At 63.0% G+C, this 20,293-nt stretch carries 20 protein-coding genes; 12 read left to right on the top strand and 8 right to left on the bottom strand.

Annotated features, from left to right (window positions below):
* Positions 1–78: 78 nt before the first annotated feature.
* The 11 genes from NCR38_RS06275 (at position 79) to NCR38_RS06225 (ending at position 12,291) form a co-directional block, all read left to right on the top strand.
* A complete protein-coding gene (locus tag NCR38_RS06275; RefSeq protein WP_250476602.1) occupies positions 79–1,752 on the top strand; it encodes a glycosyltransferase family 39 protein in 1,674 nt (557 codons plus the stop codon).
* A 97-nt stretch (positions 1,753–1,849) separates the two neighbouring features.
* The gene (locus NCR38_RS06270) at positions 1,850–2,221 is read left to right on the top strand and encodes an SMR family transporter (RefSeq protein ID WP_061117400.1); all 372 of its coding nucleotides are present in this window, start codon (positions 1,850–1,852) and stop codon (positions 2,219–2,221) included.
* A gap of 76 nt (positions 2,222–2,297) precedes the next feature.
* Complete coding sequence (locus NCR38_RS06265; RefSeq protein ID WP_250476601.1) at positions 2,298–3,467, top strand: DegT/DnrJ/EryC1/StrS aminotransferase family protein; 1,170 nt, start codon at positions 2,298–2,300, stop codon at positions 3,465–3,467.
* Between the two features lie 34 nt (positions 3,468–3,501).
* Positions 3,502–4,539 carry a glycosyltransferase gene (locus tag NCR38_RS06260; RefSeq protein WP_061117617.1) on the top strand — a complete coding sequence of 346 codons (1,038 nt, stop codon included), beginning with the start codon at positions 3,502–3,504 and terminating at the stop codon, positions 4,537–4,539.
* Positions 4,536–5,522 carry a formyltransferase gene (locus NCR38_RS06255; protein ID WP_250476600.1) on the top strand — a complete coding sequence of 329 codons (987 nt, stop codon included), beginning with the start codon at positions 4,536–4,538 and terminating at the stop codon, positions 5,520–5,522. The genes NCR38_RS06260 and NCR38_RS06255 overlap by 4 nt, the downstream gene beginning before the upstream one ends.
* On the top strand, positions 5,519–6,565 hold the full coding sequence (locus NCR38_RS06250) for a bifunctional UDP-4-keto-pentose/UDP-xylose synthase (RefSeq protein ID WP_061117403.1): 1,047 nt from the start codon (positions 5,519–5,521) through the stop codon (positions 6,563–6,565). Before NCR38_RS06255 ends, NCR38_RS06250 begins: the two co-directional genes overlap by 4 nt.
* Positions 6,566–6,574: 9 nt before the next feature.
* Positions 6,575–7,471 (top strand): polysaccharide deacetylase family protein, encoded by an 897-nt coding sequence (locus NCR38_RS06245; protein WP_250476599.1) that lies wholly within the window; start codon positions 6,575–6,577, stop codon positions 7,469–7,471.
* Positions 7,472–7,554: 83 nt separating this feature from the next.
* Positions 7,555–8,016, top strand: coding sequence for a peroxiredoxin (locus NCR38_RS06240; RefSeq protein ID WP_250476598.1), 462 nt, complete (start codon positions 7,555–7,557; stop codon positions 8,014–8,016).
* Positions 8,017–8,413: 397 nt separating this feature from the next.
* Positions 8,414–10,282, top strand: a complete 1,869-nt coding sequence (locus tag NCR38_RS06235) for a PhoH family protein (RefSeq protein WP_061117406.1) — start codon at positions 8,414–8,416, stop codon at positions 10,280–10,282.
* Between the two features lie 193 nt (positions 10,283–10,475).
* Positions 10,476–11,426 carry a C40 family peptidase gene (locus tag NCR38_RS06230; RefSeq protein WP_250476597.1) on the top strand — a complete coding sequence of 317 codons (951 nt, stop codon included), beginning with the start codon at positions 10,476–10,478 and terminating at the stop codon, positions 11,424–11,426.
* Positions 11,427–11,484: 58 nt separating this feature from the next.
* Positions 11,485–12,291, top strand: coding sequence for an SDR family oxidoreductase (locus NCR38_RS06225; RefSeq protein WP_061117408.1), 807 nt, complete (start codon positions 11,485–11,487; stop codon positions 12,289–12,291).
* Positions 12,292–12,340: 49 nt separating this feature from the next.
* Here the strand turns inward: NCR38_RS06225 and NCR38_RS06220 are convergent, their stop codons facing one another.
* The 8 genes from NCR38_RS06220 to NCR38_RS06185 all read right to left on the bottom strand — a co-directional run bounded on the left by NCR38_RS06220 (position 12,341) and on the right by NCR38_RS06185 (position 18,276).
* Positions 12,341–13,351 (bottom strand): inorganic phosphate transporter, encoded by a 1,011-nt coding sequence (locus NCR38_RS06220; RefSeq protein ID WP_061117409.1) that lies wholly within the window; start codon positions 13,349–13,351, stop codon positions 12,341–12,343.
* A 97-nt stretch (positions 13,352–13,448) separates the two neighbouring features.
* Positions 13,449–14,075 (bottom strand): DUF47 domain-containing protein, encoded by a 627-nt coding sequence (locus NCR38_RS06215; protein WP_061117410.1) that lies wholly within the window; start codon positions 14,073–14,075, stop codon positions 13,449–13,451.
* Positions 14,076–14,214: 139 nt separating this feature from the next.
* The gene (locus tag NCR38_RS06210) at positions 14,215–15,603 is read right to left on the bottom strand and encodes a replicative DNA helicase (protein ID WP_250476596.1); all 1,389 of its coding nucleotides are present in this window, start codon (positions 15,601–15,603) and stop codon (positions 14,215–14,217) included.
* A 116-nt stretch (positions 15,604–15,719) separates the two neighbouring features.
* Complete coding sequence (rplI, locus tag NCR38_RS06205) at positions 15,720–16,175, bottom strand: 50S ribosomal protein L9 (protein WP_061117411.1); 456 nt, start codon at positions 16,173–16,175, stop codon at positions 15,720–15,722.
* Between the two features lie 28 nt (positions 16,176–16,203).
* A complete protein-coding gene (rpsR, locus tag NCR38_RS06200) occupies positions 16,204–16,479 on the bottom strand; it encodes a 30S ribosomal protein S18 (RefSeq protein ID WP_007000150.1) in 276 nt (91 codons plus the stop codon).
* 2 nt (positions 16,480–16,481) lie between these two features.
* Positions 16,482–16,781, bottom strand: coding sequence for a primosomal replication protein N (priB, locus tag NCR38_RS06195; protein ID WP_061117412.1), 300 nt, complete (start codon positions 16,779–16,781; stop codon positions 16,482–16,484).
* Positions 16,782–16,822: 41 nt separating this feature from the next.
* Positions 16,823–17,194 carry a 30S ribosomal protein S6 gene (gene rpsF, locus NCR38_RS06190; protein WP_061117413.1) on the bottom strand — a complete coding sequence of 124 codons (372 nt, stop codon included), beginning with the start codon at positions 17,192–17,194 and terminating at the stop codon, positions 16,823–16,825.
* Between the two features lie 128 nt (positions 17,195–17,322).
* Positions 17,323–18,276 carry a LysR family transcriptional regulator gene (locus tag NCR38_RS06185; protein WP_061117414.1) on the bottom strand — a complete coding sequence of 318 codons (954 nt, stop codon included), beginning with the start codon at positions 18,274–18,276 and terminating at the stop codon, positions 17,323–17,325.
* A gap of 171 nt (positions 18,277–18,447) precedes the next feature.
* Here NCR38_RS06185 and gcl point away from each other — a divergent pair, with 171 nt between their 5' ends.
* Positions 18,448–20,223 carry a glyoxylate carboligase gene (gene gcl / locus NCR38_RS06180; protein WP_061117415.1) on the top strand — a complete coding sequence of 592 codons (1,776 nt, stop codon included), beginning with the start codon at positions 18,448–18,450 and terminating at the stop codon, positions 20,221–20,223.
* Positions 20,224–20,293: the final 70 nt, after the last annotated feature.

Here is a 20,293-nt window from a genome sequence, read left to right as displayed (position 1 = left end):
CATTCTCGCGCAGCTCCATTCATCGCCCATTTTCGTTTCACTAGCGCCGCTCATTGCGGCATCGGACAGGTCGACTTCATGAACGATACGCCTTCCCGGCTACCGCTCACGCGTCTTTCGCTCATCCTTCTCGTACTCGCGCTTGCGTTCATCTGGTTCGCGCCGCTTGGTTATCGTCACCTCGTGCCGAGCGATGAAGGCCGCTACGCCGAAATGGCACGCGAGATGTTCGTGACCGGCGACTGGATCACGCCGCGCTACAACGGCTACAAATACTTCGAGAAGCCGCCGCTGCAGACCTGGGCGAACGCGCTCTCCTTCGCCTGGTTCGGCATCGGTGAATGGCAGGCGCGGCTCTACACGGCCCTCACGGGATTCGCGGGCGTGCTGCTCATCGGTTACACGGGCACGCGCGTGTTCAACGCGATGACGGGCTTCGCCGCCGCGGTCATCCTGGCGACTTGTCCGTACTGGAACCTGATGGGCCACTTCAACACGCTCGACATGGGCCTGTCGTTCTGGATGCAGCTGACGCTCTGCGCGTTGCTGCTCGCCCAGCGCCCCGGCCTGCCGACGCGCGAAGTGCGCCTGTGGATGTGGCTCTGCTGGGCCGCAATGGGCGCGGCCGTGCTGTCGAAAGGACTGGTCGGGCTGATCCTGCCGGGCGCGGTTCTCGTCCTCTACTCCCTCGTCTCGCGGGACTGGGCGCTCTGGAGGAGGCTCTATATCGGCAGCGGGTTGATCGTGTTCTTGATTGTGACCGGACCCTGGTTCGCGCTCGTCCAGATGAACAATCCGGAATTCTTCAATTTCTTTTTCATCGTCCAGCAGTTCAAGCGCTATCTGACGCCCGAGCAGAACCGCCCGGGCGCGTTCTACTATTTCGTGCCCGTACTGCTCGTTGGGTTTCTGCCGTGGCTGTCGATCACCTTTCAGAGTGTGCGCCACGGCGTGAAGACGCCGCGCCAGCCGAACGGCTTCGCGCCGGTCACGATGCTGCTCGTCTGGACGGCGTTCATCTTCCTGTTTTTCAGCGCGTCGCACTCCAAGCTCGTTTCTTACGTGTTGCCGGTCGCGCCCGCCATCGCGCTTGTGATCGGGCTCTATTTGCCGTCGCTGACGAAGGCTCGGTACCGCATGCACCTTATCGGCTACGCGGTGTTTCTCATCGCGGCGGCGTTCGGCGCGATCTTCATCGGCCGCGCGGGCAGCGCCAACACGCCGAACCCGCTCTATCGCGCGTTCCAGATCTGGGTCTACGCGGGAATCGCCGTCGCGTTCGTCGTGACGGTGTTCGCGATCTGGCTGAACCGGCGCAGCGTGCTCGCGGGCGCGGCGGGACTGGGTGCGGCGTGGCTGCTGCTCGGCACGATCGCAGGCTCCGGACACGACGTCTTCGGCACGCAGAGTTCGGGTGTAACACTGGTGCCCGCCGTGAAGGCCGCGATGGCGAAGTTGCCGCCCGACACGCCGTTCTATTCGATCGCGAAGCTCGATCACACGATGCCCTTCTACCTCGGCCACACGATGATCATGGTCGCAGAGGCCGACGAGTTGACCTTCGGCACGCAGACCGAGCCGCAGAAATGGGTGCCGAGCATCGACGAGTGGATCAAAGTGTGGGATTCGAAGCGCTACGCGCTCGCGCTGATGCCGCCGTCCCGTTACGAAGAACTCACGGCGCGCCACGTACCGATGCAGTTGATCGCGAGCGACCAGCGCCGTGTGATCGTCGAAAAGCCGCAGCCGTGAGCCGCGTCTTCCATTTGAGCGGCGATGTTGCGCCGCACGATCGTTCGGCATTGGCCGACGAACCGAGTATCCTTGTTCCGGATTTGAAAAACGCGCGATGAACCCGATTTCCTTTATTTGCATCGTCATCGGCGTATCGTTGAACGCGTGCGCCCAGCTTCTGCTCAAAGCCGGCGTGAATGCGGTGGGCCATTTCGACATGACGCCCGCCAACATTTTGCCGGTCGGCTTAAAGATTGCGACGCAGTGGCCCATCATCGGCGGGCTCGCGTGCTATGTGCTGAGCGTCGTCGTGTGGATCGTCGGCCTGTCGCGCGTGGACGTATCGATCGCCTACCCGATGCTTTCGCTCGGCTATGTCGTCAATGCGTTCGCCGCGTGGTACCTGTTCGGCGAAGTGCTGTCGATGCAGCGGCTCCTCGGCATCGGCATCATTCTGATTGGCGTCGTGGTGCTGGCGCGCGGCTAGTTCGCCGAATCTCGTCGGCTAGTTCGCCGAATCGAAGCGTCGGCCGGATCAATTCATTTTTTAAACGCATAGTCCAATGACTCAAACAACGCGGCCGTTTTTGCCTTTCGTGAAACCGGAGATCGACGAGGAAACCATTCAGGGCGTGATCGACGTGCTGCGCTCGGGCTGGATCACGACCGGACCGCAAAACCAGCAGTTCGAAGCCGAACTGTCGGCGTACGTCGGCGGCCGCCCGGTGCGGGCGTTCAACTCGGGCACCTGCACGATGGAGATCGGCTTGCGCATCGCCGGCGTCGGCCCGGGCGACGAAGTCATCACCACGCCGATGACCTGGGTGTCGACCGCGAACGTGATCCTCGAAGTGGGCGCGACGCCGGTGTTCGTCGATATCGATCCGGTCACGCGCAACATCGACCTGAACCTGCTGGAGCGCGCGATCACGCCGCGCACGAAGGCGATCATGCCGGTCTATCTGGCGGGCCTGCCCGTCGACATGGACAGGCTTTACGACATCGCGCGCGCCCACAAGCTGCGCGTCATCGAGGACGCCGCCCAGGCGTTCGGCTCGAGCTGGCGCGGCAAGCGCATCGGCGCGATCGGCGACATCGTGTCGTTCAGCTTCCACGCGAACAAGAACGTGACGTCGATCGAAGGCGGCGCGCTCGTGCTCAACAATGAGGACGAAGCAGAACTGGCGCGCAAATATCGCCTGCAGGGCATCACGCGCACGGGATTCGACGGCATGGACTGCGACGTGCTCGGCGGCAAGTACAACCTGACGGATGTGGCCGCGCGCGTCGGACTCGGCCAGTTGCGGCAGATCGAGCGGTTCACCGAAAAGCGTCGCGAACTCGCGCGCGCGTACTTCGACGCATTCGAAGGCGGGGCAGCGGTCAGGCTCGGCGCCGGCTTGCCCACGCCGAATTTCACCGACAGCAACTGGCACATGTTTCAGATCGCGCTGCCGCTCGAGAGGCTCAGGCTCACGCGCGCGGAGTTCATGAGTGAAATGAAGGATCGCGGCATCGGCACGGGGCTGCACTACCCGGCGCTGCATCTTTTCACGCTGTATCGCGCGCGCGGCTTCAAGGAAGGCATGTTTCCTCATGCGGAGCGCTACGGCGCGTCGACGGTCACGCTGCCGCTCTTCACGCTGATGAGCACGGACGATGTCGAACACGTCGTGAAATCGGTCGACGAGATTTTCGAGCAGTTCGGCGGCGACCAGAAAGAGAATGGATAACTTACAGCGGGCAACCAAGGACAATCAGCGCAACATGAGTCATCTGGATTTTCCGGCGACGTCCCCCGAACTTTCGGTGATCATCCCGGTGTACAACGAGGAAGACGGCCTCGCCGCCCTCTTTCAGCGCCTGTATCCGGCGCTCGACGCGCTCGGCACGTCGTACGAGGTGATCTTCATCAACGACGGCAGCCGCGACAAATCGGCTGCGTTGCTCGCGCAGCAGTTCCGCGAGCGGCCCGACACCACGCGCGTCATTCTGCTCAACGGCAATTACGGCCAGCACATGGCGATTCTCGCGGGCTTCGAACAGTCGCGTGGCGAGATCGTCGTCACGCTCGATGCCGACCTGCAGAATCCGCCCGAGGAAATCGCCAAGCTCGTCGAGAAAATGCGCGAGGGTTACGACTACGTCGGCACCATTCGTCAGCAGCGGCAAGACAGCCTGTGGCGCAAGAAGGCGTCGCGCGCGATGAACCGCCTGCGGGAGCGCATCACGAAGATTCGCATGACCGACCAGGGCTGCATGCTGCGCGCGTACAGCCGCCATATCATCGATACGATCAACCGCTGCGGCGAGATCAACACGTTCATTCCCGCGCTCGCGTACACGTTCGCGCAGAATCCCATCGAAGTCGATGTCGCGCATGAAGAGCGCTTCGCGGGCGAGTCGAAGTATTCGCTCTACAGTCTCATCCGCCTGAACTTCGATCTCGTCACCGGATTTTCGGTGGTGCCGCTGCAATGGCTGTCGTTCATCGGCGTGATTCTGTCGGTGGGCTCGGCGGGCCTCTTCCTGCTGCTGTTGATTCGCCGCTTCATGTTCGGCGCGGAAGTCCAGGGTGTGTTCACCCTCTTCGCCATCACGTTCTTCATGCTCGGCGTGATCATCTTCGCGCTCGGACTTCTCGGGGAGTACATCGGGCGCATCTATCAGCAGGTGCGCGCGCGGCCTCGCTATCTCGTCCAGACGATCCTCGAAGAGCGCGACGGCCTGCCTTCCGCGATCAAGCCGCTTCAGGAATCCGTACAGCACGTGGCCGTCGTCACGCGTGAGGAAGACGGTCGATGAAGCCGCGCGCAGTCGTCTTCGCCTATCACAACGTCGGCGTGCGCTGTCTGCAGGTGCTGCTCGCGCGCGGCGTCGATGTCGCGCTCGTCGTCACGCACGAGGACAGCGCGAGTGAAAACATCTGGTTCGGCAGCGTCGCGCAAGTTGCGGCCGAACACAGCATCGACACGATCACACCCGCAGATCCGAAGGCGCCCGAACTCTACGACGCGCTGCAAAAGATCGCGCCGGACTTCATCTTCTCGTTCTACTACCGCCATATGCTGCCGGTCTCGCTGCTCTCGCTCGCGCGGCGCGGCGCGTACAACATGCATGGCTCGCTTTTGCCCAAGTATCGCGGCCGGGTGCCGACGAACTGGGCGGTGCTCAACGGCGAGACCGAGACCGGCGCGACGCTGCACGAAATGGCGGAGAAGCCCGACGCGGGCGCGATCCTCGGGCAGACGCCGGTGCCGATTCTCCCCGACGACACCGCGGCGCTCGTCTTCGACAAGACCGTCGTCGCCGCCGAGCAGACGCTCTGGCGCGTGCTGCCCGCGCTCCTGGCGGGCGAAGCTGCGCATCTGCCGAACGATCTCGCGGCGGGCAGCTATTACGGCGGGCGCAAGCCGGAAGATGGCCGCATCGACTGGTCGCTGCCCGCCCAGCGTGTCTACAACCTGATCCGCGCGGTTGCACCGCCCTATCCGGGCGCATTCACGGATATCGGCGCGGACCGTTTCATCGTCGCGCGGGCGCGGCTCGTGCCTGAAACCGGCGCGCCCGGATTTTCCTCCGAAAGACTCGGTGAGTTGCGGGGTTTGCCCCCGGGCCTAAGGGTGGCGGATAATGCGCTGTTCGGCGTCTGCGGCGATGGCCGCGTCATCGCCATCCACGAATTGCGCCATCGGACGCTCGACGCCGATTCGCAACCCGTGGACGAAGAGCGCCCCGTCGATCCCGCCGAATTCGGCCGCATCATTCAATCCTCTCGTCATTCATGAAAAAAGTTCTGATCCTGGGTGTCAATGGCTTCATCGGCCACCACCTGTCCAAGCGCATCCTCGAAACCACCGACTGGGAAGTCTTCGGGATGGACATGCAAACCGATCGCCTGGGCGAGCTCGCGAATCACGAGCGGATGCATTTCTTCGAAGGCGACATCACGATCAACAAGGAGTGGGTCGAGTATCACGTGAAGAAGTGCGACGTGATCCTGCCGCTCGTCGCGATCGCAACGCCCGCGACTTACGTGAAGCAGCCGCTGCGCGTGTTCGAGCTCGACTTCGAAGCGAATCTGCCGATCGTCCGTTCGGCCGTGAAGTACGGCAAGCATCTCGTGTTTCCGTCGACCTCCGAGGTCTACGGCATGTGCGCGGACGAGCAGTTCGATCCGGAAAACTCGATGCTCTCCTACGGCCCCATCAACAAGCCGCGCTGGATCTATGCGTGCTCGAAGCAGTTGATGGACCGCGTGATCTGGGGCTACGGCATGGAAGGGCTGAACTTCACCCTCTTCCGTCCGTTCAACTGGATCGGCCCGGGTCTCGACTCGATCTACACGCCGAAGGAAGGTTCGTCGCGCGTCGTGACGCAGTTCCTCGGCCATATCGTGCGCGGCGAGAACATCAGCCTCGTCGACGGCGGCGCACAGAAGCGCGCGTTCACCGACATCGACGACGGCATCGGCGCGCTGATGAAGATCATCGAGAACAAGGACGGCGTGGCCTCGGGCAAGATCTATAACATCGGCAATCCGACGAACAACTTCTCGGTGCGCGAACTGGCGCACAAGATGCTCACGCTCGCAAACGAGTTCCCCGAATACTCGGAGACCGCGAAGAAGGTGCAGCTCGTCGAGACCTCGTCGGGTGCGTACTACGGCAACGGCTATCAGGACGTGCAGAACCGCGTGCCCAAGATCGACAACACGATGCAGGAGCTCGATTGGGCGCCGCAAGCCACCATGGACGACGCGTTGCGCAAGATCTTCGAAGCGTATCGCGGTCACGTGGGCGAGGCCCGCAAGCTCGTCGAGCAGTCGTAAGGAAGAAGCGTGGCGCGCATCGTTCTCAAGATCGACGTCGATACGCTGCGCGGCACGCGCGAAGGCGTACCCAACCTCGGGCGCCTGCTCGACAAGTACAGCGCTCGCGCGACGTTCCTGTTCAGCCTCGGCCCCGATCATACGGGCTGGGCGCTGCGCCGGGTCTTCCGGCCGGGCTTCCTCAAGAAGGTTTCGCGCACTTCGGTGGTCGAGCATTACGGCGTGAAGACGCTCATGTACGGCGTGCTGTTGCCGGGGCCGGACATCGGCCGCGAAGCGGTATCGGAGATGCGCGCGATTCACGAGGCCGGCTTCGAATGCGGCATCCATACGTGGGATCACGTGTACTGGCAGGACAACGTGCGTGGACGCGACCGCGAATGGACCGTCGCGCAGATGCAGCAGAGCCATGCGCGCTTCATCGAGATCTTCGGCGGCCCGCCCGTCACCCACGGCGCGGCCGGCTGGCAAATGAACGGCTATGCGTTCGAGCAGATCGACGCGTGGGGCATGCGCTATGCGTCCGACGGGCGCGGCCACTCGCCGTACATTCCCGTGCTGGAAGGCCGCACGCTGAATCACATCCAGATGCCCACCACGCTTCCGACGCTCGACGAAGTGCTCGGTGTCGACGGCGTCGACGAAAGCAACGTTGCGTCGCGCGTCTTGCGCCATACGGCCGATAATCCGCACGATCAGGTATTCACCCTGCACGCCGAGCTCGAAGGCCAGAAGCTCGCGCCCGTGTTCGAGCAACTGCTCGCCGGCTGGCGCGCGCAGGGACACAGCTTCGCCACGATGGGTGATTACCATGCGGCGCTGGACCGTGCGTCGCTGCCCACGTACCCTGTGACGTGGGGCGAGATTCCGGGCCGCGCGGGCGAGCTGATCGTTCAGCCGGGCTGACGCGGCGCGTGGCCGATTACGGCCTGCCTCGCGAGCTTCGTCCTATTTCTCACCTTCAAACCAGAACTACCGGAGAAACCTACGTGTCAGTCGCAGTCGACCAGCCCGTTCCCGACTTCACCGCCCCCGCGACGGGTGGCGAGTTCACCCTGTCGTCCCTGCGTGGGAAGAAGGTCGTGCTCTTCTTTTACCCGAAGGACAACACCCCGGGCTGCACGACCGAAAGCCTGCAGTTTCGCGACCACTACGACCAGTTCAAGGCGGCAGGTGCGGAAGTGATCGGCATCTCGCGCGACAGCGTGAAATCGCACGACAACTTCAAGGCCAAGCTGGAGCTGCCTTACACGCTGGTTTCCGACGGCGACGAAGCCATCTGCTCGGCCTTCGATGTCATCAAAATGAAGAAAATGTATGGCAAGGAAGTGCGCGGCGTCGAGCGTTCGACCTTCCTCATCGACGCGAATGGCGTACTCCGCCGCGAGTTCCGCGGCGTCAAGGTGCCAGGCCACGTAGAGGCGATTGTGGAGGCTGTACAAGCGATTTGAGGCACGTTATATTGGTTCGCAATGAGCGCCTGTCCTCCCCATTCCCTCTGCCTTAGCGCGAGCCGCCGTGTGCCTGCCGGTACGGTCGGCATGGACCCGGGCTACGTGGAGTCGGCAAGGCAAAGGCGCTCTGAAGCAGAAGTCAGCCGCTGGTTCCGGTAGTCGGAACGGCGGCTTTTTCATTTGGCGCCGCACAAAAGCCAGGTTCATCGGCTCATGCGCGACGCCTTGCACGCGACCTCCAAGGAGCAGATCGAAACTTAGGCGAACCGGCGATTTCGACAACGAAGCGCGCCACCGGGCGCAAACTGCTGGATGCGTATCGCTTCGAGGGCGTACGAGCAGGATGCGACAGGCGGCGCACGATACACGACCCGATTCCTTTCGAGGGAACACTATGCCTTTGCCTACCGCCCCGGCCAAGCTCGGCCACCTCCTTCCGGCTGAAGAATACAAGGCCAAAGCCCGGCCTTCGAAGCAGTCGAAGAAACAAGCCGCGGCGAGCGATGACGACGCCTACGGCGCGGTCGAAACCGTCGCGGCTGAGCGTCCCGCCGCTACGAACGCCGCGCACACGCTGCGCTCGATCGCAAGCGACGTGCTGACCCAGATTCCGGCCGAACCGCATATGGAAGCGGTCGTGCCGCCGCCCGCGCCGGGCACCGTGCCGACGCGCGGCCGAAAATCGAAACAGACCGCGGCGCTCCTGCAGGCGGCGCCGGGCGCGCGCGCCACGCCGGAACCCGTCGAAGCCCGCACCGGGCGCGCCGAAACCCCTGTGGCGCCCGAGGCATCGGCCCCGGCCGTGGCAAGAGACACGCGCACGCAGAACAAGCGCCGCAAGGGCACGGCAACCGAAGACGAGTTGCGCAAGCTATTCGTGCTCGACACCAACGTGCTGATGCACGATCCGAGCTCGCTCTTCCGCTTCGAGGAACACGACGTCTATCTGCCGATGATGACGTTGGAAGAACTCGACAATCACAAGAAGGGCATGTCGGAAGTCGCGCGCAACGCCCGTCAGGTGAGCCGCACGCTCGATGCGCTCGTCGCGCACGCGGGCGACGCCGGCAAGATGGCGGAAGGTTTGCCGTTGGCCGCGCAAGGCAACCGCGACGCGCTCGGCCGCCTTTACTTCCAGACGACGCTCACTGACATCGAGCCGGTGGAAGGCTTGCCTGTCGGCAAGGCGGACAATCAGATTCTCGGCGTCGTGCGCGCGCTGCAAAAAGAGCGGCCGGATCGTCAGGTCGTGCTGGTGTCGAAAGACATCAACATGCGCATCAAGGCGCACGCGCTCGGGCTGCCCGCCGAGGACTATTTCAACGACCAGGTTCTCGAGGACAAGGACCTGCTCTACTCGGGCGTGCGCGCGCTGCCGCAGGACTTCTGGACCAAACACGCCAAGGGCATGGAAAGCTGGCAGGACACCAAGACCGGCACGACCTATTACCGCGTGACCGGGCCGCTGTGCCCGTCGATGCTCGTCAACGAGTTCGTCTATCTGGAGCCGCAGAACGGCGAGCCGTCGTTTCACGCGGTCGTGCGCGAGTTGAACGGCAAGACCGCGCTCCTGCAGACGCTGCGCGATTACGGTCATCACAAGAACAACGTGTGGGGCATCACGGCGCGCAATCGCGAGCAAAACTTCGCGCTCAACCTGTTGATGAACCCGGAAGTCGATTTCGTCACGCTGCTTGGCCAGGCGGGCACCGGCAAGACGCTGATGGCGCTCGCCGCGGGCCTCGCTCAAGTGCTCGACGACAAGCGCTACAACGAGATCATCGTGACGCGCGCGACGGTTCCGGTCGGCGAGGATATAGGCTTCCTGCCGGGGACCGAGGAAGAGAAGATGCAGCCGTGGATGGGCGCATTCGACGACAACCTCGAAGTCCTGCAGAAGACCGACGACGCCGCTGGCGAATGGGGCCGCGCCGCAACGCAGGAACTCATCCGTTCGCGACTGAAGGTGAAGAGCATGAACTTCATGCGCGGGCGCACGTTCGTCGACAAGTACGTGATCATCGACGAGGCGCAGAACCTGACGCCTAAGCAGATGAAAACACTCGTCACGCGTGCGGGCCCTGGCACGAAGATCATCTGCCTCGGCAACATCGCGCAGATCGACACGCCGTACCTGACCGAAGGCAGTTCAGGGCTTACGTATGTCGTCGATCGCTTCAAGGGCTGGACGCACAGCGGGCACGTGACGCTCGCGCGCGGCGAGCGTTCGCGTCTTGCGGATTACGCCTCCGATATTCTCTAAGCAGCGCGTGCGCGTACCCGGCGGCCCGGTGGAGGAATCCCCCGGGCCGTTTCCTTTTATCAGAACGTTCCCCGGCTGCAACACTTACGGCACGAACTTCATGTAAATCCTGAAGACATCTTGTCGCAGCTCCGTTCGGCGGGCTAGTATCGGCACAGTGCCCTTCCTGGCGAGATTTCGCTCGCCTATAGCAATGCGTCGAATCTGGTTCCTGCTTTCCGTCTCCGTACTGCTTGCCGCGTGTGGAACCGCGCCGCAGCAGACCTCACGCAGGCCCGCCGCCGGCACGACCGCCAACCGCACCTTCCAGACGCCGCCCGGCTTTCCGAACTTCGTCGATCACAGCGTCGGGCGCGAGGAAATTTCCATTCAGGCGATGTCGCTCGTCGGCGTGCCGTACCGTTGGGGCGGCAATACACCCGACGCCGGTTTCGATTGCAGCGGACTCGTGCGTTATGTCGTCGACCGTGCGGCGTCGGTCAATCTGCCGCGTACGACCGCCGACATGAGTTCGCGAGGCGAATCGGTCGAACCGGACGAGATCGCGCCGGGCGATCTGATCTTCTTCAACACGACCGGGCGGCCGCATTCGCACGTGGGCATATACGTCGGCAAGCTGCGCTTCGTGAATGCGCCATCGACGGGCGGCACCGTGCGGCTCGACTATCTGACGAACCCCTATTGGGCGAAGCGCTTTGACGGCATCCGGCGCGTCGCGCCGCCGAAGGCCGCACCCACGCCGTTCGACGCGCCGACTTATCTGGCTTCGCCCGCGCCGGCTCCTGCCTATCCGCGGCAAACGCCACCTCCTCCGACAAACGCCGACGCCTTCGAACCGCCGCCCTCCACGCTCACCGCCGCGCAACGACAATCGCAGGCCGCGGGCGCGATCGCGCCTCAGACCGCCGCCGTCGTCAACGCGCCGCCCGATCCGATCCAGGCAGCCGCCGATGCCTTCGAGCCGCCGCCCCCCAGCTCGCGCGCCGCAGTTCAACAGGCGCGCGCCGCTCAGACCGCCGCCAAGTCCGACGATGCCGCCGAACCGCCCGTACGCGTGATGCGCGCCTCGACTGGTTCGATCGCCGCGCCCCGGCCCGCGCAAAGCGACGATCCCATCGCCCGTTTCGCCACCGGCACGAACTGACGCCCGCCACGCGTCTCTGCTATCGTGTTCCGATCATTCGTCGACGGAGCGCAACACCATGGACCTGGGACTCGCGGGCAAGGTCGTCCTGATCACGGGCGGCAGCAAGGGAATCGGATTTGCATGCGCTAAAGCGTTCGCGAGCGAAGGCGCGAAAGTCGCGATCGTCTCGCGCGATGCCGCGAATCTCGCCCGCGCCCGCGAGCAACTGGCGAGCGCGGGTTATCACGTCCATCTCGCGCGCGCCGATCTGCACGAAGCACACAGCGCCGAGGATGTGGTCGAGGAAGCGAGCGCCGCGCTCGGGCCGATCGATATTCTTATCAACAGCGCCGGCGCCGCCCGGCGCTACGATCCCGACACCCTCGATGCCGCGGCTTACAAAGCGGCCATGGACGCCAAGTACTTCTCCTACGTCTATCCGCAGCAGGTCGTGCTGAAGCGCATGGCCGAACGCCTGCGCAACGATCCCGGCGCCGAGCCTGGCGCGATCGTCAATATCGTCGGGATGGGCGGGAAGATCGCAACGGACATCCACATCGCGGGCGGCGCGGCCAATGCGGCGCTGATGCTCAATACCGTCGGCCTCGCTCATCATTATGCGAAGCTCGGCATTCGCATCAACGCGATCAATCCGGGCGCGACGCTCACCGAGCGCGTCGAGGAAGCCCTGGATCTGGAAGCGAAACGGCAAGGCGTCACGCGCGATCAGGTGCTCGCCGAAAGCCAGGCGAAAGTGCCCCTCGGGCGCTACGCGAAACCGGAGGAAATCGCCGACGTCGCGCTCTTTCTGGCGAGCCGCCGCGCGAGTTACGTGTCGGGCGCGATCATTCCGATGGACGGAGTGTCGTCGCCGATCATTTGATGCGCTCGGGCCGCGCGACGGTTCGGGGACCCGAGACGGGACACGACGCTTACAAGAAGCGGTGGCCGACCCACCAGCCCGCTGCGGCGAGCGCGGCGGAGGCGGGAATCGTCAGAATCCAGGCCCACACGATGTTGCCCGCGACGCCCCAGCGCACCGCGCTGAACTTCTGCGTCGCGCCCACGCCGACGATCGCGCCGGTGATCGTATGCGTCGTCGAAACTGGAATGCCGAGGAACGACGCGACGAAAAGCGTGATCGCCCCGCCCGTCTCCGCGCAGAATCCGCCGACCGGCTTCAACTTCGTGATTTTCTGGCCCATCGTGCGCACGATCCGCCAGCCGCCGAAGAGCGTCCCGAGACCCATCGACAGATAGCACAGGCCGATCACCCAGACCGGCGGCGCATCGGAGGCCGCCGACGCGTAGCCGGTCGCGATCAGCAGCATCCAGATGATGCCGATCGTCTTTTGCGCGTCGTTGCCGCCGTGGCCGAGCGAATACAGGCCTGCCGAGACAAGCTGCATGCGCCGGAAACGCCGGTCGACCTTCGAAGGCGGTGTGCGGAAATACAGCCACGACACGAGCAGCATGAAGAACGAGCCGAGCACGAAGCCGAGCAGCGGCGAGATGAAAATGAACGCGACCGTTTTCAGCAGCCCGTCCCAGTTGAGCGATCCCCAGCCCGACTTCGCGAGCGCGGCGCCGACGAGACCGCCGATGAGCGCGTGCGACGAGCTCGACGGAATGCCGTAGTGCCACGTGACGATATTCCAGCCGATCGCGCCGACGAGCGCGCCAAAGATCACGTAGTGATCGACGATCTCGGGATCGATGGTGCCTTTGCCGACGGTCGCCGCGACCTTCAGGTGAAAGATGAAATATGCAATGACGTTGAACGCAGCGGCGAATGCGACCGCCTGCTGTGGCTTGAGCACGCCGGTCGAAACGACCGTCGCAATGGAATTGGCGGCGTCGTGAAAGCCGTTCATGAAGTCGAACGCGAGCGCGACTATGACGAGCAAGGCGACTGCCCAGATGGCGAGTTGAATCGAATGCATCAGTTGGTGTTGTTTTGACCGGTCTTGAAATGCGCTGCCGGTTTGTCGTCCCGGTTTTTTCGTGTCCCGCCGCGCGCCGGGGGCTTGGACGGCTTGGTCAGGCGTTTTCCAGCACGATGCCTTCGATGATGTTCGCGACGTCTTCGCACTTGTCGGTAATCGTCTCGAGCAGCTCGTAAATCGCCTTCAGCTTGATGAGCGTCTTCACGTCGTCTTCCTCGCGGAAGAGCTTCGACATCGCCGAGCGCAGCACGCGGTCGGCATCGGACTCCAGACGGTCGATTTCCTCGCAGATCTTCAGGATTTCGCTCGCGCGCTTCATGTCGGCCAGCAATTCGACGGCCTGCTGCACGCGTATCACCGTGCCGGTGCAGATATGCGCGAGCTGGCTGGCTTCCGACGTCACGGCGCGCACGTCGTACAGCGAAATGGCCGTCGCGACGTCCTCCATCAGATCGAGGATGTCGTCCATCGTCGTGATGAGCTTGTGGATTTCGTCGCGGTCGAGCGGCGTGATGAACGTCTTGTGCAGCAGGTCGATGGTCTCGTGCGTGAGCTTGTCGGCACGCTTTTCGTTCGCCTGGACGTTCTGCTTGTGGACCTCGGCATCGTCGAGGTTATCGATCAGCAGTTCGAGCTCGCGGCTCGCATCGACCATGCACTTCGCGTGCGCATTGAAGATCTCGAAGAATTTGCCCTCGGTGGGCATGAAACGACCAAACATGAAATTCCCGCTAAATGGGTCAGTGTTGACACAACATCAAACTGTCATATTGTACCTGTGCGTGTTATCCGACGCACCGCGCGTTCATGACGCGCGGCGGTGGTTGTCGGCAGGGATTGACAGTGATGCGATTCGGGGCTTATTCCCCGCCGTAGAAATTCTGCGCACCAGCGAAGTTGTCGAACTTCGTGTATTGGCCGTGGAACGTCAGGCGTACCGGCCCGATCGGACCGTTACGCTGCTTGCCGATGATGATCTCGGCGGTGCCCTTGTCAGGGCTGTCGGGGTTGTAGACTTCGTCGCGATAAATGAAGAGGATCACGTCCGCGTCCTGTTCGATAGCGCCGGATTCGCGCAAATCCGACATGATCGGGCGTTTGTTCGGACGTTGTTCGAGGCCGCGATTCAACTGCGACAGCGCGATCACCGGCACGTCGAGTTCCTTCGCGAGACTCTTGAGCGAGCGCGAGATTTCGGAGATTTCAGTCGCGCGGTTTTCGCCGCCGCCCGAGCCCGACATCAGTTGAAGGTAGTCGACGATGATCAGGCCGAGCTTGCCGCATTGGCGGGACAGACGCCGCGCGCGCGAGCGCAGTTCCATCGGATTGAGGCCGCCGGTTTCGTCGATGAAAAGCTGCGCCTCGCTCATTTTCTGCACCGCGTGCGTGAGCTTCGGCCAATCCTCATCCGTGAGACGGCCCGTGCGCATGCGGTGCTGATCCAGCCGGCCGACCGAACCCAGCATACGCATCGTCAGTTGCGTGCCCGGCATTTCCATCGAGAACACTGCGACGGGCAAGCCGTACTCCACCGCTACGTATTCGCCGATGTTCATGGAGAACGCCGTCTTGCCCATCGACGGGCGTCCCGCCACGATGATCAGCTCGCCGCCATGCATGCCAGAGGTCATGCGGTCGAGATCGACGAAGCCGGTCGGCGTGCCGGTCACATCACTCGGATTGGCCGTGTGGTACAGCGTGTCGATGCGCTCGACGACCTGCGTGAGCAGCGGCCCGATTTCCAGGAAGCCCTGCGTGCCGCGCGCCCCTTCTTCGGCGATCGAGAACACGCGCGCTTCGGCTTCATCGAGAATCTGACGAACTTCCTTGCCTTGCGGATTGAAGGCGTCGGCGGAGATTTCATCCGCGACCGACACGAGACGGCGCAGCACGGCACGGTCGCGCACGATCTCCGCGTAGCGGCGGATATTCGCGGCGCTGGGCGTGTTCTGCGCGAGCGCGTTCAGATACGCGAGCCCGCCTACTTCCTCGGCCTTGCCGGCCATCGTGAGCGCTTCGTAGACGGTGATCACGTCCGCCGGGCGCGTCGACGCGATCAGCTTGCCGATGTGCTCATAAATGATGCGATGGTCGTAGCGATAAAAATCGCCCTGGTGCATGACATCGGCGATGCGGTCCCATGCGGCGTTGTCCAGCAGCAGGCCGCCAATCACGGATTGCTCGGCTTCGATCGAATGCGGCGGGACCTTCAGCGCGTCGAGTTGCGAGTCTTTGGACGGAGCGTTCATGGGGTGGAATTATCGATTAATGTCGCGCGCTAGGCTACGTTCAGACGAAAAAAAGCGGAGCCATGAAAGGCTCCGCTTTTTCGTACCGCACGCGAGACCGGAGTCTCGCGAAAAACTTACGCGTGCTCGCCGAGCACCGACACGGTGACGTCGACCAGCACGTCCGTGTGCAGCGCCACTTGAACCGAATGGTCGCCGACCATCTTGAGCGGGCCTTGCGGCAGACGCACTTGCGCCTTTTCCACTTCGGCGAAGCCTTGCGACTTGAGTGCTTCAGCGATGTCCGCGTTCGTGACCGAACCGAACAGACGGCCGTCCACGCCCGCCTTTTGCGAGATCTGAACCGTGAAACCGTTCAGCTTTTCGCCTTGCTTTTGCGCGGCAGTCAGCTTCTCGGCGGCGACCTTTTCGAGCTCGGCGCGGCGAACTTCGAATTCGGCGATCGCGTCCTTCGTTGCGCGGCGTGCCTTCTTGCCGGGGATCAGGAAGTTACGTGCGTAGCCGTCCTTGACCTTGACGATATCGCCCAGGTTGCCCAGGTTGACGACCTTTTCCAAAAGAATGATTTGCATTTTTGGCTTTCCTTAGTGCGTCGTCTGATTAGGCCTTGTGCAGGTCGGTGTACGGCAGGAGCGCGAGGAAACGCGCGCGCTTGATCGCCGTGTCGAGCTGGCGCTGGTAGTGCGCCTTCGTGCCAGTCAGACGAGCCGGCGTGATCTTGCCGTTTTCGCCGATGAAGTCCTTCAGCGTTTCCGTGTCCTTGTAGTCGATGTACTCGACACCGGCTGCCGTGAAACGGCAAAACTTCTTGCGCTTGAAGAGCGGGTTTTGTTGCTGACGACGCTTGTCGAATTTCTTACCAGTCGGGCGGGGCATGATTAGTCCTTTCCAATGTCCTGCAATTCTGTGATGTGAAACACCAGGGTTCGCGCGTTACGGCTCTTTTTGGCCAGGAATCCGGTGAAGCGTGCTTCGACGCCCATCGGATAGTTTTCCAGCCTGCCGCTCGCCTCTCCAGCCGCAACCGCCTGCAGTGTCAGCTCGATCTTTCGGGCGATGCCCGCTTCGACGACTTCTGCCGCGTGTTGCAACGTGCAGCTTGCGATCGGGATGCCGGCGGGCGTGTACCGCACCGGTTCGCGCTCCACGACGCTTGCTGTCAGTTGCAGCCGGTTCACGAGATAGCTTCCCCTGGTGGCTTGACAGTTCGAAACTGTCCTTAAGCCTGCGCTTCGGACGGCTGGCTGGCCGCCTTCTTGGCTTCTTCGCGCTGCACTTCCTTCATCATCGGCGACGGGCCGGTTTCGGCCTTCTTCATCTTGACGATGAGGTGACGCAGAACGGCGTCGTTGAACTTGAACGCGTGTTCCAGTTCTTCGAGCGTAGCCTGGTCGCATTCGATGTTCATGCAGACGTAGTGAGCCTTCGCGAGTTTCTCGATCATGTAGGCCAGTTGGCGACGGCCCCAGTCCTCGATGCGGTGGATCTGGCCACCGTGCGACGTGATCGTGCTCTTGTAACGCTCGATCATCGCGGGCACTTGCTCGCTCTGATCGGGATGCACGATAAAGACGATTTCGTAATGACGCATGTTCACTCCTTGTAGCTACTTGTGGATTGAAGCCACCCGGGCGTCGGACCAGTGTGGCAAGTGAGAAGCCCGAAACTATAGCGCGAATCGGCTGGGCCGGCAAGTCAAATCGTCGGCTTTTCAAGCAGTTAGCGGCTGTGCTCGTGCGGCGGATGCGATTCGCCGGGAAGCGTCAGCGGACGGCTCCAGTAACCGGGCTGCGCATAGATTTCCTTAAGATAATCAATGAAATACCGCACGCGCGCCGGTACGTAGCGCTGTTGCGGATAGACCGCGAGGATGTCGTAGTCGGGCAGTTCGAATTCGTCGAGGACGGTTTCGAGTTCGCCCGACTCCAGTTGCCGCTGGATCTCCCAAGTCGAGCGCCAGCCGAGCCCCAGCCCTTCCGACGCCCAGCGGTGCAGCAACTCGCCGTCGTTGCAATCGAGGTTTCCGGTGACGCGAACCGTCACGACCTTGCCGCTACGCCGGAAATACCAGCCGCGGTTCTGTCCCCCCTGCAGATTGAACGCAAGGCAATTGTGATTCGGCAGGTCTTCGAGCGCTTTCGGCCGGCCGTGCTTCCTGAAGTAGGCAGGCGTGCCGCACACGACGCGCCGGTTGCTTGCGAGCTTGACGGCGACGAAATTCGGGTCGACCGCCCCGCCGATGCGAATCGACAGGTCATAGCCCTCGCGCACCAGATCGACGACGCGGTCGGTCAGATTGAACGACATCTGCAATTCGGGCTTGTCAGCGACGAACGCGGGCGCGTGCGGCGCGACGTGCATGCGCCCGAACGCCGCCGGCGCCGACACGATCAGATGTCCGCCCACCGCGCGCCGTCCCGCCGCGAGTTCGTTCTCTGCCTGATCCCATTCCGACAGCAGATTTTTGCAGCGGTCCAGAAACGCCGCGCCCTCTTCGCTCACGACGAGCCGCCTCGTCGAGCGATACATCAGCTTCACGCCGAGGCGCTTTTCGAGCGCGTCGATGCGCCTTCCGAGAATCACCGGCGACACGCCCTCCTCCAGCGCCGCCGCGGCCAGGCTGCCGGCTTCGGCCACGCGCACGAAGGTTTCTATCTGCTTGAAGCGGTCCATCTCTCGTCTCCAGCCGCCATATCGAGCGGAACGGACATTCGATACTTTTTGTTTGGGAAAAAGCGACTCCGGCTGATCTTATCAAACCTTTTTCACAGACTTAAAGTGCAACGGAACCCTGCTTGAATGCAGACAGCCATTTCGGATAGAGACCCCAGGAAGGAGACAACCATGCCCAAGATGAGAGCCGTCGACGCAGCCGTCCTCGTGCTGGAAAAAGAAGGAATCGACACCGCGTTCGGCGTGCCGGGCGCCGCCATCAACCCCTTCTACTCGGCGATGAAGAAGTCGGGCAGCATCAGCCACGTGCTCGCGCGCCACGTCGAGGGCGCCTCGCACATGGCCGAAGGTTATACCCGGGCCGCGCCCGGCAACATCGGCGTTTGCATCGGCACGTCGGGTCCGGCGGGCACGGACATGATCACGGGCCTCTACTCGGCCCAGGCGGATTCGATCCCCATTCTCGCCATCACCGGCCAGGCGCCGCGTGCGCGTCTGTACAAGGAAGACTTCCAGGCCGTCGACATCGAATCGATCGCCAAGCCGGTCACGAAGTGGGCCGTCACCGTGCGCGAGCCGGCGCTCGTGCCGCGCGTGTTCCAGCAGGCCTTCCATCTGATGCGCTCGGGCCGTCCGGGTCCGGTGCTGGTCGACCTGCCGATCGACGTGCAGCTCGCCGAGATCGAATTCGACATCGACACGTATGAGCCGCTGCCGGTCTACAAGCCGAAGGCAACGCGCGCGCAGATCGAAAAAGCGCTGACGATGCTCAACGACGCCGAAAAGCCGTTGATCGTCTCCGGCGGCGGCGTGCTGAATGCAGCGGCCGAAGATCTGCTCGTGCAGTTCGCCGAAACGCTCGGCGTGCCCGTCATTCCGACGCTCATGTCCTGGGGCGCGATTCCGGACGATCACCCGCTGATGGCCGGCATGGTCGGCCTGCAGACGTCGCACCGCTACGGTAACGCGACGATGCTCGCCTCCGACTTCGTGCTCGGCATCGGCAACCGCTGGGCGAACCGCCATACCGGCAGCGTCGAGGTTTACACCAAGGGCCGTAAGTTCGTGCACGTGGATATCGAGCCGACGCAGATCGGCCGCGTGTTCGGACCGGACCTCGGCATCGTGTCGGATGCGAAGGCCGCGCTCGAACTGTTCGTCGAAGTGGCGAAGGAATGGAAGGCCGCCGGCAAGCTGAAGGACCGCCGCGCGTGGGTCGCCGACTGCCAGCAGCGCAAGCGCACGATGCTGCGCAAGACGCACTTCGACAACGTCCCGATGAAGCCGCAGCGCGTCTACGAAGAGATGAATCTCGCGTTCGACCGCGACACCTGCTTCGTCACGACGATCGGTCTGTCGCAGATCGCGGGCGCGCAGTTCCTGCACGTCTTCAAGGCGCGTAACTGGATCAACTGCGGCCAGGCCGGCCCGCTCGGCTGGACGATTCCCGCTGCGCTCGGCGTGCGTGCCGCGGACCCGCAACGCAAGATCGTCGCGCTCTCGGGCGACTACGACTTCCAGTTCATGATCGAAGAGCTCGCGGTCGGCGCGCAATTCAAGCTGCCGTACGTGCACGTGGTCGTGAACAACTCGTACCTCGGCCTGATCCGTCAGGCGCAGCGCGGCTTCGACATGGACTATTGCGTGCAGCTCGCGTTCGACAATATCAATGCGCCTGAGCTCGAAGGCTATGGCGTGGATCACGTCGCGGTCGCCGAAGGTCTCGGCTGCAAGGCGCTGCGCGTGCACAAGCCGGAAGACATCGCACCGGCGCTCAAGCAGGCGCAGGCGCTGGCTGCCGAACATCAGGTGCCGGTCGTCGTCGAGATGATTCTCGAGCGCGTGACGAACATCGCGATGGGCACCGAGATCGACGCGATCAACGAATTCGAGGAGCTCGCCGCGAGCAAGGTCGATGCACCGACCGCAATCACGCCGCTCGACTGAGTATCGCCGCCGCGTGTCGAACGACCGGACCGCGCGGCGCACATCCACTGACCGACCATCAGGACAAAAT

Source organism: Caballeronia sp. INML1 (assembly GCF_023631085.1).
GTDB classification, from domain to species: Bacteria; Pseudomonadota; Gammaproteobacteria; order Burkholderiales; family Burkholderiaceae; genus Caballeronia; species Caballeronia turbans.
Note: the sequence above shows the minus strand (reverse complement) of the source record. Positions and strands in the feature narration are given on the sequence as shown.

Bases quoted from the DNA above. Each gene is read 5' to 3' on its own strand.
- NCR38_RS06230 (WP_250476597.1), top strand. From the start codon at position 10,476: ATGCGTCGAATCTGGTTCCTGCTTTCCGTCTCCGTACTGCTTGCCGCG.
- NCR38_RS06260 (WP_061117617.1), top strand. From the start codon at position 3,502: ATGAGTCATCTGGATTTTCCGGCGACGTCCCCCGAACTTTCGGTGATC.
- NCR38_RS06265 (WP_250476601.1), top strand. From the start codon at position 2,298: ATGACTCAAACAACGCGGCCGTTTTTGCCTTTCGTGAAACCGGAGATC.
- rpsR (WP_007000150.1), bottom strand. From the start codon at position 16,479: ATGCCCCGCCCGACTGGTAAGAAATTCGACAAGCGTCGTCAGCAACAA.
- NCR38_RS06275 (WP_250476602.1), top strand. From the start codon at position 79: ATGAACGATACGCCTTCCCGGCTACCGCTCACGCGTCTTTCGCTCATC.
- NCR38_RS06215 (WP_061117410.1), bottom strand. From the start codon at position 14,075: ATGTTTGGTCGTTTCATGCCCACCGAGGGCAAATTCTTCGAGATCTTC.
- gcl (WP_061117415.1), top strand. From the start codon at position 18,448: ATGCCCAAGATGAGAGCCGTCGACGCAGCCGTCCTCGTGCTGGAAAAA.
- rpsF (WP_061117413.1), bottom strand. From the start codon at position 17,194: ATGCGTCATTACGAAATCGTCTTTATCGTGCATCCCGATCAGAGCGAG.
- NCR38_RS06235 (WP_061117406.1), top strand. From the start codon at position 8,414: ATGCCTTTGCCTACCGCCCCGGCCAAGCTCGGCCACCTCCTTCCGGCT.
- NCR38_RS06185 (WP_061117414.1), bottom strand. From the start codon at position 18,276: ATGGACCGCTTCAAGCAGATAGAAACCTTCGTGCGCGTGGCCGAAGCC.
- rplI (WP_061117411.1), bottom strand. From the start codon at position 16,175: ATGCAAATCATTCTTTTGGAAAAGGTCGTCAACCTGGGCAACCTGGGC.
- NCR38_RS06210 (WP_250476596.1), bottom strand. From the start codon at position 15,603: ATGAACGCTCCGTCCAAAGACTCGCAACTCGACGCGCTGAAGGTCCCG.
- NCR38_RS06220 (WP_061117409.1), bottom strand. From the start codon at position 13,351: ATGCATTCGATTCAACTCGCCATCTGGGCAGTCGCCTTGCTCGTCATA.
- NCR38_RS06225 (WP_061117408.1), top strand. From the start codon at position 11,485: ATGGACCTGGGACTCGCGGGCAAGGTCGTCCTGATCACGGGCGGCAGC.
- NCR38_RS06250 (WP_061117403.1), top strand. From the start codon at position 5,519: ATGAAAAAAGTTCTGATCCTGGGTGTCAATGGCTTCATCGGCCACCAC.
- NCR38_RS06270 (WP_061117400.1), top strand. From the start codon at position 1,850: ATGAACCCGATTTCCTTTATTTGCATCGTCATCGGCGTATCGTTGAAC.
- NCR38_RS06255 (WP_250476600.1), top strand. From the start codon at position 4,536: ATGAAGCCGCGCGCAGTCGTCTTCGCCTATCACAACGTCGGCGTGCGC.